Annotated in this window: 18 protein-coding genes and 1 riboswitch; of the genes, 6 read left to right on the top strand and 12 right to left on the bottom strand. The window is 69.4% G+C overall.

Going from position 1 to position 16,234, the window contains the following annotated elements:
- Positions 1-156 precede the first annotated feature (156 nt).
- Positions 157-390: a glucose PTS transporter subunit EIIB gene (locus CP970_RS27180; RefSeq protein WP_055553187.1), complete on the bottom strand. Its 234-nt coding sequence runs from the start codon at positions 388-390 to the stop codon at positions 157-159.
- Positions 391-614: 224 nt separating this feature from the next.
- On the opposite strand from CP970_RS27180, the gene CP970_RS27175 reads away from it, so the two are divergent.
- The 3 genes from CP970_RS27175 to CP970_RS27165 all read left to right on the top strand — a co-directional run bounded on the left by CP970_RS27175 (position 615) and on the right by CP970_RS27165 (position 4,446).
- Positions 615-1,928 (top strand): PTS transporter subunit EIIC, encoded by a 1,314-nt coding sequence (locus CP970_RS27175; protein WP_055553189.1) that lies wholly within the window; start codon positions 615-617, stop codon positions 1,926-1,928.
- Positions 1,929-2,183: 255 nt separating this feature from the next.
- Positions 2,184-3,449, top strand: coding sequence for a PTS transporter subunit EIIC (locus tag CP970_RS27170; RefSeq protein WP_055553191.1), 1,266 nt, complete (start codon positions 2,184-2,186; stop codon positions 3,447-3,449).
- 88 nt (positions 3,450-3,537) lie between these two features.
- A complete protein-coding gene (locus CP970_RS27165; protein WP_055553193.1) occupies positions 3,538-4,446 on the top strand; it encodes a DUF7916 family protein in 909 nt (302 codons plus the stop codon).
- On the opposite strand, the gene CP970_RS27160 is transcribed toward CP970_RS27165, so the two are convergent.
- A complete protein-coding gene (locus CP970_RS27160; RefSeq protein ID WP_055553195.1) occupies positions 4,443-5,195 on the bottom strand; it encodes an MBL fold metallo-hydrolase in 753 nt (250 codons plus the stop codon). The genes CP970_RS27165 and CP970_RS27160 overlap by 4 nt on opposite strands.
- A 196-nt stretch (positions 5,196-5,391) precedes the next feature.
- On the opposite strand from CP970_RS27160, the gene CP970_RS27155 reads away from it, so the two are divergent.
- A complete protein-coding gene (locus CP970_RS27155; RefSeq protein ID WP_150494050.1) occupies positions 5,392-5,853 on the top strand; it encodes a type II toxin-antitoxin system PemK/MazF family toxin in 462 nt (153 codons plus the stop codon).
- 241 nt (positions 5,854-6,094) lie between these two features.
- Here the strand turns inward: CP970_RS27155 and CP970_RS27150 are convergent, their stop codons facing one another.
- From CP970_RS27150 to clpS, 10 genes are all read right to left on the bottom strand, one after another.
- The gene (locus CP970_RS27150) at positions 6,095-7,048 is read right to left on the bottom strand and encodes a PLP-dependent cysteine synthase family protein (RefSeq protein WP_055545382.1); all 954 of its coding nucleotides are present in this window, start codon (positions 7,046-7,048) and stop codon (positions 6,095-6,097) included.
- Between the two features lie 12 nt (positions 7,049-7,060).
- A complete protein-coding gene (locus CP970_RS27145) occupies positions 7,061-7,339 on the bottom strand; it encodes a MoaD/ThiS family protein (RefSeq protein WP_055545381.1) in 279 nt (92 codons plus the stop codon).
- 118 nt (positions 7,340-7,457) lie between these two features.
- On the bottom strand, positions 7,458-7,568 hold the full coding sequence (locus tag CP970_RS45820) for a putative leader peptide (protein ID WP_317987168.1): 111 nt from the start codon (positions 7,566-7,568) through the stop codon (positions 7,458-7,460).
- Between the two features lie 66 nt (positions 7,569-7,634).
- Positions 7,635-8,429: an ABC transporter ATP-binding protein gene (locus CP970_RS27135; protein WP_055545380.1), complete on the bottom strand. Its 795-nt coding sequence runs from the start codon at positions 8,427-8,429 to the stop codon at positions 7,635-7,637.
- Positions 8,426-9,439: a FecCD family ABC transporter permease gene (locus tag CP970_RS27130; RefSeq protein WP_224059303.1), complete on the bottom strand. Its 1,014-nt coding sequence runs from the start codon at positions 9,437-9,439 to the stop codon at positions 8,426-8,428. The genes CP970_RS27135 and CP970_RS27130 overlap by 4 nt, the downstream gene beginning before the upstream one ends.
- A gap of 92 nt (positions 9,440-9,531) precedes the next feature.
- The gene (locus CP970_RS27125; protein WP_055545379.1) at positions 9,532-10,503 is read right to left on the bottom strand and encodes an ABC transporter substrate-binding protein; all 972 of its coding nucleotides are present in this window, start codon (positions 10,501-10,503) and stop codon (positions 9,532-9,534) included.
- A gap of 45 nt (positions 10,504-10,548) precedes the next feature.
- Positions 10,549-10,691: riboswitch (cobalamin riboswitch) on the bottom strand.
- Between the two features lies 1 nt (position 10,692).
- A complete protein-coding gene (locus tag CP970_RS27120) occupies positions 10,693-11,115 on the bottom strand; it encodes a Mov34/MPN/PAD-1 family protein (RefSeq protein WP_055545378.1) in 423 nt (140 codons plus the stop codon).
- 93 nt (positions 11,116-11,208) lie between these two features.
- Complete coding sequence (locus CP970_RS27115) at positions 11,209-12,678, bottom strand: amino acid permease (protein WP_055545395.1); 1,470 nt, start codon at positions 12,676-12,678, stop codon at positions 11,209-11,211.
- Between the two features lie 350 nt (positions 12,679-13,028).
- Positions 13,029-13,637, bottom strand: a complete 609-nt coding sequence (locus CP970_RS27110; protein WP_055545377.1) for a DUF2017 domain-containing protein — start codon at positions 13,635-13,637, stop codon at positions 13,029-13,031.
- 43 nt (positions 13,638-13,680) lie between these two features.
- Complete coding sequence (gene clpS / locus CP970_RS27105) at positions 13,681-13,995, bottom strand: ATP-dependent Clp protease adapter ClpS (RefSeq protein ID WP_055545376.1); 315 nt, start codon at positions 13,993-13,995, stop codon at positions 13,681-13,683.
- Between the two features lie 124 nt (positions 13,996-14,119).
- Between clpS and CP970_RS27100 the strand changes: the two genes are divergently transcribed.
- Entirely contained in the window at positions 14,120-15,448 is a 1,329-nt protein-coding gene (locus CP970_RS27100) for a nicotinate phosphoribosyltransferase (protein WP_055545375.1), read from the top strand.
- A gap of 152 nt (positions 15,449-15,600) precedes the next feature.
- Complete coding sequence (locus CP970_RS27095; protein WP_055545374.1) at positions 15,601-16,185, top strand: isochorismatase family protein; 585 nt, start codon at positions 15,601-15,603, stop codon at positions 16,183-16,185.
- The last annotated feature ends 49 nt before the right edge of the window (positions 16,186-16,234 follow it).

Genomic DNA, 16,234 nt, shown 5'->3' with positions numbered 1-16,234 from the left:
TTGGCGGTACCCCGGGGTGCTGTCCCCTGGGGGCTGCGCCCCCAGCCCCCCCCTGTCGCGCTTCGCGCTCGTCCTCAAACGCCGGACAGGCTAAAACCAGAGGCCCCGTCCGTGTACTGGACGGGGCCTCTCTCAGCGAGTCAGCGGGTCAGCGACTCACATCATGTCTTCGATGTCCGCGGCGATCGGGTCCGCGTCGGTGCCGATGACGACCTGGACCGCGGTGCCCATCTTGACGACGCCGTGGGCGCCCGCGGCCTTGAGGGCGGCGTCGTCGACCAGAGCCGGGTCCTTGACCTCGGTGCGGAGGCGGGTGATGCAGCCCTCGACCTCTTCGATGTTGTCGATGCCGCCGAGCCCGGCAACGATCTTCTCAGCCTTGCTGGCCATGGTGTTTCTCCCTGGTTCTTAAAGGATGCGGCCTCGACGCACCGTAGGTCCGCTTTGTCACGGTAACGCACGGTTGGACCATCTTCGCGGGCGGTTACGGCAGTCGTGCCCAATGATGACGATCAAGGTGCCGTCCCTCATCGGGTGGCCCCCACCCGTTCCGCAACTGGTCTACACCAGTTTTCAACGACCGCCAAACCAGGCTTGTTCCGGGAGGGACGCCGATGAGCTCCGACGCCGCCGCGGTGCCACAGAAGAAGTGGTGGAACGGCCTGTTCCAAGGCCTCCAGAAGATGGGCCGCAGCCTTCAGCTGCCCATCGCGGTGCTGCCCGCCGCGGGCATCCTCAACCGCCTCGGCCAGCCCGACGTCTTCGGCGACGACGGCCTGGGCTGGACGAACGTCGCGAAGGTCTTCGCCGCGGCGGGCGGTTCGCTGCTCGACTCCTCGCTCGGCCTGCCGCTGCTGTTCTGCATCGGCGTCGCGATCGGCATGGCGAAGAAGGCGGACGGCTCCACGGCGCTCGCCGCGGTCGCGGGCTTCCTCGTGTACTACGCGGTCCTGCGGGCCTTCCCCGACGACTGCCCGGCGGGCGCGGACTTCGCGGGCGCGGGGATGTGGAGCGGCCTGTGCGTGAACGAGGACGGCACGTCGGCGCAGGCCGCGTACCAGAACCCAGGCGTGTTCGGCGGCATCGTGATGGGCCTGCTCGCCGCCTGGTTCTGGCAGCGCTACCACCGCGTGAAGCTGGTCGACTGGCTCGGCTTCTTCAACGGCCGCCGCCTCGTACCGATCATCATGGCCTTCATCGGCCTGGTCTTCGCCGGGGTCTGCGTGTGGATCTGGCCGCCCATCGGTGACGCGCTGACCAGCTTCTCCAAGTGGCTCGTCGACCTCGGCTGGCTGGGCTCGGGCATCTTCGGCGTCGCCAACCGCGCGCTGCTCACGATCGGCCTGCACCAGTTCCTGAATACGTTCGTGTGGTTCCAGTTCGGCGACTTCACCAAGCCGGACGGGACGGTCGTGCACGGTGACATCAACCGGTTCCTCGCGGGCGACCCGACGGCGGGCCAGTTCACCTCGGGCTTCTTCCCGATCATGATGTTCGCGCTGCCCGCCGCGGCCCTCGCCATCACGCACTGCGCCCGCCCCGAGCGCCGCAAGGTGGTCGGCGGCATGATGCTCTCGGTCGGTCTGACGTCGTTCGTCACGGGCATCACCGAGCCCATCGAGTACTCGTTCCTCTTCATCGCGCCACTGCTCTACGCGATCCACGCGGTGCTCACCGGTGTCTCGATGGCGGTGACGTGGGCGCTCGGCGTGAAGGACGGCTTCAGCTTCTCCGCGGGGTTGATCGACTACGTCATCAACTGGAGCCTCGCGACCAAGCCATGGATGATCATTCCGATCGGTCTGTGCTTCGCCGCGCTGTACTACGCGCTATTCCGCTTCGTCATCGTCAAGTTCAATCTGGCGACTCCCGGACGTGAACCGGAGGAGGAGGCAGAGGCCTTGGACAGAGAGCAGACCAAGGCGTAAACCACCGGTGCGAGGAGCCTCCTCGCCCGCCCCACAAGGCCCTCGGACCTCAGGTCCGGGGGCCTTTGGTCTGTCATATACGGATATGGCTGAGGCCACAGGAATCACGGGTTCCTTACGTCACCTTCACCGTGCTACAACAGGTCTACACCACTAATTGGTGTAGACCACGCGGCCTTCTCGCCGCGTCCCCCGGAGACGCCGCCGTCCCCCACTTCCTTGTCCCAGGCGGCGCCTTGCCCACTGGAGGAAGTTGTGTCCACGGCCAGTGCCGCCCCCGCGGCCGCCAAGAAGAAGGGCTCCGGCGTGATGCCGGTGCTGCAGCGCATCGGGCGCAGCCTCATGCTGCCGGTCGCCGTGATGCCGGCCGCCGCGCTCCTGGTGCGGCTCGGCGCCGACGACATGCTCGGCCGGGAGTCCTTCCCGACCTGGATCACCAAGATCGCCAGCTACATGTCGGCCGGCGGCGGCGCGATCATCGACAACATCGCGCTGCTGTTCTGCGTCGGCATCGCGATCGGCTTCGCCAAGAAGTCGGACGGCTCCACCGGCCTCGCGGCCGTCGCGGGCTACCTGGTCTTCCAGAAGGTGCTCGCCACCTTCACCGACAGCAACCTGCCGAAGGTGCAGGCCGTCGTCGACGGGAAGATCGTCGAGAACGCCGCCCCGGTCAACGCCGGTGTGCTCGGCGGTGTGGTCATGGGCATCGTCGTGGCCCTGCTCTACCAGAAGTTCTACCGGACCAAGCTCCCCGACTGGGCGGGCTTCTTCGGCGGCCGCCGCCTCGTCCCGATCCTGTCGTCCTTCGCGGGTCTGGTCCTCGGCATCGTCTTCGGTCTCATCTGGCCGGTCCTCGGCGCCGGTCTGCACAACTTCGGTGAGTGGCTGGTCGGTTCGGGCGCCGTGGGCGCGGGCATCTTCGGTGTCGCCAACCGTTCGCTGATCCCGATCGGCATGCACCACCTCCTGAACTCCTTCCCCTGGTGGCAGGCGGGCGACTACAACGGCAAGCACGGCGACATCCCGCGCTTCCTCGAGGGTGACCCGACCGCGGGCCAGTTCATGACCGGCTTCTTCCCGATCATGATGTTCGCCCTCCCCGCGGCCTGCCTCGCGATCACGCACTGCGCCCGTCCCGAGCGCCGCAAGGTCGTCGGCGGCATGATGTTCTCGCTCGCGCTCACCGCGTTCGTCACGGGCATCACGGAGCCCATCGAGTTCACGTTCATGTTCATCGCGCCGGTCCTGTACGCGATCCACGCGGTGCTCACCGGTGTCTCGATGGCCCTGACCTGGGCGCTCGGCATGAAGGACGGCTTCGGCTTCTCGGCCGGATTCATCGACTACGCGCTGAACTTCGGCACGGCCACCAAGCCGATCGGGCTCGCCGTCGTTGGCCTCTGCTTCGCGGCGCTCTACTACGTGGTCTTCCGCTTCGCGATCACCAAGTGGAACCTGCCGACGCCGGGCCGCGAGACCGACGAGGAGCTCGCGGAGCTCCAGAAGGCAGAGGCGAAGTAGTCTCCGCCCGCACCTGGTGACGTAAGCCCCACTCCGTCGGTACCAACGGAGTGGGGCTTCGTCATGTGCGGCCGATTACGGTCGAAGTATGACAACCGAACGCATTCTCGACCTCGACCGCGAGCGCCTCGCCGCCCTGCGCGGGCGCGAGCTGACCGCCTCCGTGGCCGCCGCGGAGGGCCGCACCATGGTCGCCGAGGTCTTCGCCGACCGGGCCGCCCTGATCCCGCTGCCGGGCATGCCCGGCGTCCACAACGCCGAGCTCGTCGCCTCCTTCGGCGCCGACATCGTCGTACTGAACCTCATCGAGCGCGCCTGGGACGGCGAACGGCTCGACCTGCCGGGACTCGGCACCTTCACCTCCATCGCGGACCTCGCCGCGTACATCGGCCGCCCCGTCGGCATCAACCTGGAGCCCGGCGACGTCCCCGAGATCCGCCGCGCCAAGCCCGAGTACGCCAAGCGGCTGATCGACATGGGCGCGGCGATGCTCTGTCTGACGGCGAACCCGGGCACGGGAGGGTCGTACGAGGGGCTCGCGCGGGTCACCGAGGAGCTGCGCGCCGGGCTCGGCGACGACGTGGCGCTGTGGAGCGGCAAGATGCACCACGCGGGGCACCCGGAGCGGGTCACGGTGGAGCGCCTCACAGGTCTGGTGGACGCGGGCGCGGACGGCGTCGTCATGCCCCTGCCCGGCACGCTGCCCGGCGTCACCAAGGAGCTGGCCGCCGCGGCGGTGGCGGCCGTGCAGGACGCGGGCGCGGTGGTGATGGGCGCGATCGGCACCAGCCAGGAGGGCAGCCACGCGAACGTGGTGCCCCAACTCGCCCTGACCGCCAAGGAGGTGGGCATCGACGCCCACCACTTCGGCGACTCGTTCCTGCCGGGGATGTGCGACCCCGAGGTTATGTACGACTACTCGGTGGCGATCCGCGGCCGCCGCCACACCTGGAACAGGATGGCGCTCGGCGGCCGCGGCCACCGTCGTACGGCCTAGATCTCGTACGTGGCGCCGGGCGCGGCCAGCGCGGTGGGGCCCCCGTAGACCGCGCGTGCGTCCGCGAGGTTGACCTGCGGGTCCGTCCACGGCGGGATGTGGGTGAGCAGCAGCCTTCCCGCACCCGCCCGGGCGGCGGACTCGCCCGCCTCGCGGCCGTTGAGGTGCAGGTCGGGGATGTTCTCCTTGCCGTGCGTGAAGGCCGCCTCGCAGAGGAACAGGTCGGTGCCCGTGGCGAGTTCGTCCAGGACGTCGCAGGTGCCCGTGTCCCCGGAGTAGGTGAGGGAGCGGCCCTCGTGCTCGACGCGGATCGCGTACGCCTCCACGGGGTGGCAGACCTTCTCGGTGCGTACGGCGAAGGGGCCGATGTCGAACGAGCCCGGCTTGACCGTGTGGAAGTCGAAGACCTCGCTCATCGAGGACGCCGAAGGGGTGTCCGCGTACGCGGTGGTCAGGCGCTGCTCGGTGCCCTCGGGTCCGTAGACGGGGATGGGGGCGCAGCGGCCGCCCTCGTGCCGGTAGTAGCGCGCCACGAAGTACGCGCACATGTCGATGCAGTGATCGGCGTGCAGATGGCTGAGGAAGATCGCGTCGAGGTCGTACAGACCGATGTGGCGCTGCAGCTCGCCGAGGGCGCCGTTGCCCATGTCGAGCAGCAACCGGAAGCCGTCGGCCTCGACGAGGTAGCTCGAGCAGGCCGATTCCGCGGAGGGAAACGACCCCGAGCAGCCGACGACGGTGAGCTTCATGAAGCTGGAACCTCCGCGCTGGCAGAAGAGCTGGGGGGTGTGCGGTCCGTCGAGCGTAAGGCGCAAAAGCCCTGGTCGCTCCTCCGTCGCGGGCCGTTGTGGGGGAACTCACCTGCGGTGTCACCGGTTCGGGGGGCTTGTGGGGCGCCCGGGATGCGGTGGGCGGCGGGGGGCGCGCGCCGGTACCGTCGTCGGTATGGACACGTCCTGGTGGCTCGCGCTGGCCGCCGTGGTGGTGCTCGCCCTGGTGGCCGCTCTGGTCGACGGGTGGGGTCGCGGGCACCGGAAGCGGAGTACCCGACCGGCTGGTCGGACCCGCCCGCCGCGGGGGCCGCGGCGACGGCTGCCCGCGCCGCGGCCCGCGGAGATCTGGTGGGCGCGGGTGCCTTACGAGGACGGGCCCGGCGGGAAGGACAGGCCCTGTCTGGTGCTGTCCGTGCGCGGGGAGAGTGCGGTGGTCGCGAAGATCACCAGCAAGTATCACGATGAGCGGCCGGGGGTGATTCCGTTGCCGCCGGGCGTCGTGGGCGACGCCCAGGGGCGGGCGAGCTTCCTGGAGACGGACGAGTTGAGGGACGTCCCCCTCTGGGAGTTCCGGCGCAGGGCCGGGGTGGTGGATCCGGCGCTCTGGGACCAGGTCAGGTATTTGGCGGGCTGACCCGCCGCCCCACGGGGCTCCGCCCCGGACCCCGCTCCTCAAACGCCGGAGGGGCTGAATTTCCCAGCCCCTCCGGCGGAGGATTCCCAGTTCGCCGGGCGGATATTTTCAGCCCGTCCGGCGTTTGAGGACAATCTCGGCGAAGCCGGGGCTGACAACTGCCCGGGCCGGGAAATTTAAGCCCGTCCGGCGTTTGAGGACGAACTCGGCGGAGCCGGTGATGAACAGTTCCCCGGGGCGGCTAAGCCCACAGTTGGCCCTGCAGCGTCTCGATCGCCGCCTCGGTCGTCTCCGCCGTGTAGACGCCCGTCGACAGGTACTTCCAGCCGCCGTCGGCCACGACGAAGACGATGTCGGCGGGCTCCCCCGCCGCGACGGCCTTGCGGCCCACGCCGATGGCGGCGTGCAGCGCCGCCCCCGTGGAGACGCCCGCGAAGATGCCCTCCTGCTGGAGCAGTTCGCGGGTGCGGGTGACCGCGTCCGCCGAGCCGACGGAGAAGCGCGTGGTCAGGACGGAGGCGTCGTACAGCTCGGGGACGAAGCCCTCGTCGAGGTTGCGCAGGCCGTAGACGAGGTCGTCGTAGCGGGGTTCCGCCGCGACGATCTTGATGTCCGGCTTCTGCTCGCGGAGGTAGCGGCCGACGCCCATGAGCGTGCCCGTGGTGCCGAGGCCCGCCACGAAGTGGGTGATCGAGGGGAGGTCCGTGAGGATCTCCGGGCCGGTCGTGGCGTAGTGGGCGCCCGCGTTGTCGGGGTTGCCGTACTGGTAGAGCATCACCCAGTCCGGATGCTCGGCGGAGAGCTCCTTGGCCACCCGGACCGCGGTGTTGGAGCCGCCCGCCGCGGGCGAGGAGATGATCTCGGCGCCCCACATGGCGAGCAGGTCGCGCCGTTCCTGTGAGGTGTTCTCCGGCATGACGCACACGATGCGGTAGCCCTTGAGCCTGGCCGCCATGGCGAGCGAGATGCCGGTGTTGCCCGAGGTCGGCTCCAGGATCGTGCAGCCGGGTGTCAACCGGCCGTCCTTCTCCGCCTGTTCGACCATGTGGAGGGCCGGGCGGTCCTTGATGGAACCGGTCGGATTGCGGTCCTCCAGCTTGGCCCAGATGCGGACGTCGTCCGACGGGGAGAGGCGCGGCAGGCGGACGAGCGGCGTGTTGCCGACCGCGGCGAGCGGGGAGTCGTAGCGAGGCATCCGGGATCGGGCCTAGACCATGCCGCCGGCCACGGCCGGCAGGATCGTGACGCTGTCGCCGTCGGCGAGCTTGGTGGAGATGCCGTCCAGGAAGCGGACGTCCTCGTCGTTGAGGTACACGTTCACGAAGCGGCGCAGCTTGTCGCCGTCCACGATGCGCTCGGCGATGCCCGCGTGCCGCGAGTCGAGGTCGGTGAAGAGCTCGGCGAGGGTGTCTCCGCTGCCCTGGACGGCCTTCTCGCCGTCGGTGTAGGTGCGGAGGATGGTCGGGATGCGGACCTCGATGGCCATGGCGGGGGCTCCTGTCGGGAGTCGATGATGCGGGTGGCGGGCGCGCGGCGGCCCTGATCCTTGCGGTGCTGCGTACGAGGGTGCGACGCCGCGGCACACGGCCGTGCGGCGGAACGGTTCAGCGTGAACAGATGGCGCTGGCGAGGCGGCACAGGTCGACGTGCAGGCGCGCGACTAGCAGCACGGGCGGTGCGCTCTTCGTCTCTTCGCTCACGTCATGGGGAACCATGCGGTCATCGTATCGATTCCCGGTCCGGATCCCGGAATGTGATCTCAGCTGGTGGACGGAATCCGCTCAGGATGCGGGCGGCGGCAGATAGACGACGGTCGGGGCGCCGGTCACCGGATGGGTGCTGACCTCGGCCGTCACTCCGTACACGGTGGCGAGCAGCTCGGCCGTGAGCACCTCCTTCGGCGCCCCCGAGGCGACGATCCTGCCGCCGTCCAGGACGTAGAGGCGGTCGCAGTAGTACGCCGCGAGGTTCAGGTCGTGCAGGGCGAGCAGGTTCGTCGTGCCCAAGTCCCTCACCAAGGAGAGGATTTCCAGCTGGTAGCGGATGTCCAGGTGGTTGGTGGGCTCGTCGAGTACGACCAGGGTGGGGCGCTGCACCAGGGCGCGGGCCATCAGGGCGCGCTGGCGTTCGCCGCCGGAGAGCGAGGGGAACGCGCGGTGGGCCAGGGCCGCGACGCCGACCCGTTCGAGCGCGGCCCGCACCAGTTCCTCGTCGGCTGCCGTGTCCGCCTCCCAGAAGCGCTTGTGCGGGGAGCGGCCCATGGCGACCACCTGCTCGACGGTCAGCTCGAAGGCGGCCTGCCCGTCCTGCGGCACGGTGGCCAGGCGCCTGGCGCGCGCCTTCGCGCCCATCGCGCCCAGGTCGTCGCCGTCCAGGAGGGCGCGTCCTCCCGTCGCCCGCAGGGTGCCGTACACGCAGCGCAGCAGCGTCGTCTTGCCGCTGCCGTTGGGGCCGACGACGCCGACGGTCTCGCCGGGGGCGGCGGCGAGGTCCACGCCGTCGACGAGGAGCTTGCCGTCCACTTCGTACGAGAGGTGCTCTGTGCGCAGGTCACCGGCGGGCAGGGGCTGGTTCATGCCGGGACTCCTTCGGTACGCCGCCGCAGCAGCCACAGGAAGAACGGGCCGCCCGTCAGCGCGGTGAGCACGCCGACCGGGATGTCCTGCGGCGCGGCGACCGTGCGCGCGGCGAGGTCGGCGACGACCAGGAACACCGCGCCCATCAGCGCCACCACCGGGAGCAGCGCGCGGTGCGCGGCGCCGACCAGCATGCGGGCGGCGTGCGGCACCATCAGGCCGACGAACCCGATGGCCCCGCTGTACGCGACCAGGACGCCGGTCAGGAGCGAGGCGAGCACGAAGACCGCGGCGCGGAAGCGCGCCGTGTCCAGGCCGAGGACGGTGGCGCCCTCCTCGCCGACGAGCAGCAGGTCCAGGGGGCGGGCGAGCGCCATCAGCAGGGCCGTGCCGACGACCAGGGCGCAGCAGGGCAGGGCGAGCATGTCCCAGCGGGCGCTGCCGAGGCCGCCGAGCGTCCAGTACAGGACTTCCTTGAGGTGGTCAGCGCTGTCCGCGGTGACCAGGATGAGGCTGGTCAGGGCGGTCAGGATGTACGAGACGGCGACGCCCGCGAGGATCAGTCGGCCGGTCGCGAACCCGCCGCCGCCGCTGCGGGCCAGCGTGTAGACGAGGACCAGCGAGATCAGCGCGCCCACGAAGGCCGCGGCGGGGATGGTGACCGTGGTCGCCAGGGCCGAGCCGACACCGAAGGTGCCGCCGAGCACGATGGCGCCGACCGCGCCCACGGAGGCGCCCGAGGAGACGCCGAGCAGGAAGGGGTCGGCGAGGGGGTTGCGGACGAGGGCTTGGAGGACGGTGCCGATGACGGCGAGTCCGGCGCCGACGGCTGCGCCGAGCAGGACTCTGGGGAGTCTTACGTCCAGCACGATCGTGCGGAACGGGGAGGGTTCCGCGTTTCCCGTGAGGATCTCCAGGACCTGGCCCGGGGGGATCCGCACCGAGCCGAGGGCGAGCCCCGCGACCGTCGCTGCCGCGAGGGCTGCGGTGAGTACGGTGCAGATCAACAGGTGCTGCCCCCGTGACCTGCGTTTATCGCCCTTCGGGCTCGTCCTCAATCGCCGGACGGGCTGGAACTTGCTCCCCACGGTCCGAACCTGGCTCACAGCTGCGCCGCCAGCTTCCTCACCGCCTCCGGTGCTCGTACGCCCGTCACCATGTCCGAAAGCGGCAGCACCGCGAAGCTCTTGTTCTTGATGGCGGGGACGTCGGCCAGGGCCGGGTCGTCGAGGAGGCGCTTCTTCTTCTGGGCCAGCGTCGTCGCGCCGTAGTCGAGGATCACGATGGTCTCGGGGTTGCGGTCCACGACCGTCTCCCAAGAGGCGTCGGCGAAGGACTTGTCGACGTGGGAGAGGATGTTGCGGCCGCCCGCCCGCTTGATGATGTCGTTGCCGATGCCTCGGCCGCCGACGCTGAACGCCGTCTTGTCGCCGCTGTCGTAGACGAACACGGACCGGGGCTTCTTGCCCTTCGACTTCTTCGCCGTGGCGGCCAGTTCGCGCTCGGCGCCGCCGACCCAGGTGTCCGCGCGGTCCCGCACCCCGAAGGTGGCGCCGACCTCGCGGACCTCGCGGAAGACGTCGTTCATGGTGACGGGGCGCTTCGCGCAGCCCTCGATGTTCAGGCGGCTCTCGATGCCGGACTTGGCGAGCGCTCCGCGGCTTCGTCCGTCGCCCGCGAGGAAGGCGCTCGCGTAACCGCCGTACACGAAGTCGGGGTTGGCGGCGAGCAGCTTCTCGTAGGAGGGGTACTCCTTGGCGACGACGGGGAGGGAGTCGTATGCCTTCGCGTACTTCGGCAGGACCTTGTCGTCGAGGTAGGCGGTCCCCGCCATGCGGTCCTTGAGGCCGAGTTCCAGCATCACCTCGGTGGCGTGCTGGTTCATGGTGACGGCGCGCTTCGGGGGTGCCTCGTACGTCGTCTTCACACCGCAGTTGGTGACGGTGTACGGGAATCCCGCGGCCTTGGCGGCGGGCTCGCTGTCACCGCCGGAGTCCGACGAGGAGCACGCGGCGAGCGGGACGAGCAGGGTGGCCGCGGCGAGCACGCGTATGCCGGTGTGACGTCGGGACATGGCTGTTGCTGCCTCCTCCAGGGGATTTCCGCGTCCCCTGCGTAGCGTGGAGAAGGGCGGCAGGTCAGTTCCTGACTCCCCCGCCCCTGAATGGGGGTGGGGTCACAGTGGCGGGACCGTGCCGGGTTCGCACCGGCTTCCTGGCTCCTGCCGCCCTCTTGGGTAAGGCCGAGTAAAGCTGAGTAAAGATCAGTATGCCTCTACGACCTTTACCTCTTCCTCGGTGACCTCGCCCTCGACGATCCGGTAGGAGCGGAACTGGAAGGGGCCCGCGTCGTCGGTGTCCGCCGTGGAGACCAGGACGTAGTGCGCGCCGGGCTCGTTGGCGTAGGTGATGTCGGTGCGCGAGGGGTAGGCCTCGGTCGCGGTGTGCGAGTGGTAGACGATCACCGGCTCCTCGTCGCGGTCGTCCATCTCGCGGTAGAGCTTGAGGAGGTCGGTCGAGTCGAACTCGTAGAACGTGGGCGAGCGGGCCGCGTTCAGCATCGGGATGAAACGCTCGGGGCGGCCGGTGCCCTCCGGGCCCGCGACCACACCGCAGGCCTCGTCGGGGTGGTCCTGGCGCGCGTGCGCGACGATCTGGTCGTGGAGGGCCTGGGTGATGGTCAGCATGGCAGCCAGGATAAGCAGAGGGGCCGGCCCGTACCGAGGAGTGGTACGAACCGGCCCACATGCTGGGATCCAGCGGTTGCCGCGTTACGTGCGCTACTTCACCGCGTCCTGCGGCTCGGCCTTGCCGCCGCCGGACACCTGGGTGTTCCTGCGCTGCATGACCAGGTAGCCGACGCCGAGGATCAGGGCCCAGACCGGAGCCGCGTAGAGCGAGATGCGCGCGTCCTTGTCGATGCCCATCATCACGATCACCATGCCGATGAAGGCGAGGGCGAACCAGCTCGTGTACGGGGCGCCCGGCGCCCGGAAGGTGGACTGCGGGAGCTCGCCGCGGTCGGCCTTGCGGCGGTACTTGATCTGGCAGACCAGGATCATGATCCAGGCCCACATGCCGGAGATGGTCGCGAAGGAGACGACGTAGTTGAACGCCTCGCCCGGCCACTGGTAGTTGATCCAGACGCCGACCAGCATCAGCGCGGCGGAGAAGGTCGTGCCGACGAGCGGCAGGCCGTTCTTCGTGAGCTTGGTGAAGAACTTCGGGCCCTGGCCGTTCATCGCCAGGTCGCGCAGCATGCGGCCGGTGGAGTACATGCCGGAGTTGCAGGAGGAGAGCGCGGCCGTCAGGACGACGAAGTTGACGATCGCCGCGCCGATGCCGAGGCCCATCTTGTCGAAGGCGGCGACGAACGGCGAGACGCCCGGCACGAACTCCGTCCACGGGACGACCGAGAGGATCATGATGAGCGCGCCGACGTAGAAGACGGCGATGCGCCACGGCACGGTGTTGATGGCCTTGGGCAGGACGGTCTTCGGGTCCTTGGACTCGCCCGCGGTGACGCCGACGAGCTCGACGGCGAGGAAGGCGAACATCACGATCTGCAGCGTCATCAGCGTGGAGCCGATGCCGTTGGGGAAGAAGCCGCCCTGGTCCCACAGGTGGGTGACGGAGGCGGTGTCACCGGCGTCGGAGAAGCCGATGGTGAGGATGCCGACGCAGATCAGGATCATGCCGATGATCGCGGTGACCTTGACCATCGAGAACCAGAACTCGAGCTCACCGAAGAGCTTCACGGAGATCAGGTTGGCGCCGTAGAGGATGACCGTGAAGATCAGCGCGTATCCCCATTGTGGAATGGAGTCGTGTGTCCAGTACTGCATGTACTGGGCGGCCGCCGTGACTTCCGTGATGCCGGTGACGACCCAGAAGAGCCAGTACGTCCAGCCGGTCACGTACCCGAAGAACGGGCCGATGAATTCACGCGCGTACTCCGAGAAGGAGCCCGACACGGCGCGGTACATGAGCAGCTCGCCCAGGGCCCGCATGATGAAGAAGATGACGAGGCCCGCGATGGCGTACGCCAGGATGAGGCTCGGTCCGGCCTTGTGAATGGCCTTGCCCGCGCCGAGGAACAGGCCGGTGCCGATGGCACCGCCGATCGCGATCATCTGGATCTGCCGGGCCCCGAGCCCGCGCTGGTAACCCTCGCCCTCGCCGGACTGCCCGGCGGCGGACTGCCCGGCCTCATTGCCGTCGTGATGCTCTTCGACCTGCACTGAGGTCATGGTGACGCCTTTCTCCATGCTGATCCGCGCCCGCACATCTGCGTTGTGGCTGCGGATCAGGTCCTGATCCCCCCGGATATGGAATGGAGTGCTACCGGCGGTCTGCCGGCTGGAGCGCCCTCGGCGACATGGGTGGCGTCACCGAGCGGTCGTGAAGATTTATCACGGCGGCAACGGTGACGCTTTGAGCCACATGTGGCCCACGTCACTGGAAGAAGCGGACAAAGTTCTCTTGCGTCGCCATAAACGGGCATTGGCTTGACGGGATCGTTATCCGGATTTGAGCGGCCGCTGAGCGAACCGTGCGGCGGCGCCGCAGAATGCTGCTATATACACCCAGTACCGGCCCGCTACTGCTCCAGCAACGTCCCGACCAGCGTTTCCTGCAGTCCGCCGAGCCACAGATAGGCCATCACCATCGGCTTGCGCGGGTCGGAGTCGGGGAGGCGGTAGAGCAGGTCCGCGTCCTCCTCGTCGGAGACGTCGAGGCGCGTGCCGATCGCGAGACGCAGGTCGTTGAGCGAGCCGAGCCAGTGCCGCGACTCCTCGACCGACAGTTTCAGGACGGCTCCGCCGTCGCCCGACGCCGTCATCGAGTCCAGCGAGCGGATCACGACCAGGGCGTCGTCGCGCTTCTTGGCCCGCAGGTCGTTCTCCGTGAAGCGCCTGAACTCGGCCGAATACGCGCGCAGTTCCTCCGGGTCGCCGACGGCGCCCTGCTCGCTGCCGGGCCCTCCGTAGGCGTCGGGGAGCAGCCGCATCATCACCGGGTCGGCGGGCGGCTCGCTCGGGCCCTCGGCGAAGAGCTCGGCGAGCGGGTCGTCGGAGGGCTCACCGCCAGGTCCCGGGCCGATCAGCTCCAGGAGCTGCACGGCGAGGGAGCGGATGATCGAGATCTCGACCTCGTCGAGCGCGACGGCGGCGCCGCCCCCGGGGATGGGTTCGAAGTGTCCTGGCATCAGATGCGTCGCTGCTTCCGGTCCGTGCGCTGCGGGCGGGCCGCTACTTGCGGTCCTGCTGAAGGGTGGCCCAGAGGCCGTAGCCGTGCATGGCCTGGACGTCGCGCTCCATCTCCTCGCGGCTGCCGCTGGAGACGACCGCGCGGCCCTTGTGGTGCACGTCCATCATCAGCTTCGTGGACTTCTCCTTGGAGTACCCGAAGTACGTCTGGAACACATACGTCACGTAGCTCATCAGGTTCACGGGGTCGTTGTGCACGAGCGTGATCCAGGGGACGTCCGGCTCGGGGACGACGTGTACCTCTTCGTCCGAATCGGGTCGGGTGATCTCTGCGGGAGCCGTACTCACCTGCCCCATGCTGCCACCCCGAGGGGGGCCTCGCACAAACGCCCTCCCGTACGACTGCCCTTCCGTACGACCGCATTCGCCGTACGGCCCTTGAAATCGTCAGAGTGACGAGATGCGGGGTAGCATCCTTCCTATGAACACAGCGGACCTTGGCCTGCCGGTGGATGTTCCGTCGACAGCGCTCTTCACGGACCAGTACGAGCTGACGATGCTGCAGGCCGCGCTGAAAGCGGGCACGAGCGAGCGGCGTTCGGTGTTCGAGGTCTTCACGCGCAGACTGCCCGAGGGCCGCCGCTACGGAGTGGTGGCGGGAACGGGCCGCGTCCTGGACGCCGTCGAGAACTTCCGGTTCGACGCCGACGTCATCAACTTCCTGCGCGAGCGCGGCATCGTCGACGAGCCGACCCTCCAGTGGCTCTCCTCGTACCGCTTCGGCGGCGACATCTGGGGCTACCCCGAGGGCGAGGTCTACTTCCCCGGCTCCCCGGTCCTGCGCGTCGAGGGCTCCTTCGCGGAGTGCGTGCTCCTGGAGACCGTGATCCTCTCCATCCTCAACCACGACTCGGCGATCGCGGCCGCCGCGTCCCGCATGTCGTCGGCCGCCGGTGAGCGCCCGCTGATCGAGATGGGCGCGCGCCGCACCCACGAACTGGCCGCCGTGGCCGCTTCCCGCGCCGCGTACGTCGGGGGCTTCGCGACCACGTCGGACCTCGCGGCGGGCTTCCGCTACGACATCCCCACCGTCGGCACCAGCGCCCACGCCTTCACCCTGCTGCACGACAACGAGCGCGACGCGTTCCAGGCCCAGGTCGACTCGCTCGGCCCCGGCACGACCCTGCTCGTGGACACGTACGACGTGACCGAGGCGGTCCGCACCGCCGTCGAGGTCGCCGGGCCCGAGCTCGGCGCGGTGCGCATCGACTCCGGGGACCTGCTCTTGGTCGCCCACCGGGTGCGCAAGGAGCTGGACGAGCTCGGCGCCACGAAGACGAAGATCGTCGTCACCTCCGACCTCGACGAGTACGCCATCGCCTCGCTCGCCGCCGCGCCCGTCGACGCGTACGGCGTGGGCACCCAGCTCGTCACCGGCTCCGGGCACCCCACCTGCTCCATGGTCTACAAGCTGGTGGCCCGCGCCCACTCGGCGGACCCCAAGGCGCCGCTCGAACCCGTCGCGAAGAAGTCGCTCGGCGCCAAGAGCTCCCTGGGCGGGCGCAAGTGGGCCGCGCGCAGGACCGACGAGCACGGCGTCGCCGAGGCCGAGGTCGTGGGCACCGGGCCCGTGCCCACCGCCCTCGCCGACCGGCAGCTCTTGGTCCAGCTGGTCAAGGGCGGCGAGGTGGTCGCCCGCGAGCCGCTGGACACGGTCCGCGACCGGCACGCCGCCGCGCGCGCGGGCCTGCCGCTCTCGGCGACGCAGCTGTCCCGCGGCGAGGCCGTCATTCCCACGGAATACATCTGACACTCCAGGGAAGGGGCGTCACCTGAACACCAGGGGCCCACCGAACGCCCCTTCCCGCCACGTACGTGAATTCTCTACGCTCGGTTCATCTGGCCGAGTCCCCACGAGTCCCCCGCCGATTTCCCGCCCTGCCGAGCCGAAGGACACCCGCCATGCGCCGCGCACTGATCGTCGTCGACGTACAGAACGACTTCTGTGAAGGCGGCAGCCTCGCGGTCGTCGGCGGGGCGGACGTGGCCGCCGCCATCACCGAGCTCATCGGCCAGGCCCCGGCCGGTTACCGGCACATCGTGGCCACCCGCGACCACCACGTCGACCCCGGCGCCCACTTCTCCGACCACCCGGACTACGTCGACTCGTGGCCGCCGCACTGCGTGGCGGGCACGGAGGGCGTCGGCTTCCACCCGAACTTCGCCCCCGCCGTCGCCTCCGGCGCGATCGACACGGTCTTCGACAAGGGGTCCTACTCGGCGGCGTACAGCGGCTTCGAGGGCACCGACGAGAACGGGGTGTTCCTCGCGGACTGGCTGCGGGAGCGGGGGATCACGGAGGTGGACGTGGTGGGACTCGCCACGGACCACTGCGTTCGGGCCACCGCGGTGGACGCGGCTCGGGAGGGGTTCAGGACCACCGTCCTGCTGGACCTGACCGCGGGGGTCGCCGAGGCGACCACGGAGGCGGCTGTCGCCGAGTTGCGGTCGGCCGGGGTCGAGCTCACCGGGAAGCCCGTCATGTGACTGGGTGGGTGCGCCCCGAAGGGGCGCGGGGAACTGCGCGACCAGCCAC

Source organism: Streptomyces kanamyceticus (assembly GCF_008704495.1).
Classification (GTDB): domain Bacteria; phylum Actinomycetota; class Actinomycetes; order Streptomycetales; family Streptomycetaceae; genus Streptomyces; species Streptomyces kanamyceticus.
Note: the sequence above shows the minus strand (reverse complement) of the source record. Positions and strands in the feature narration are given on the sequence as shown.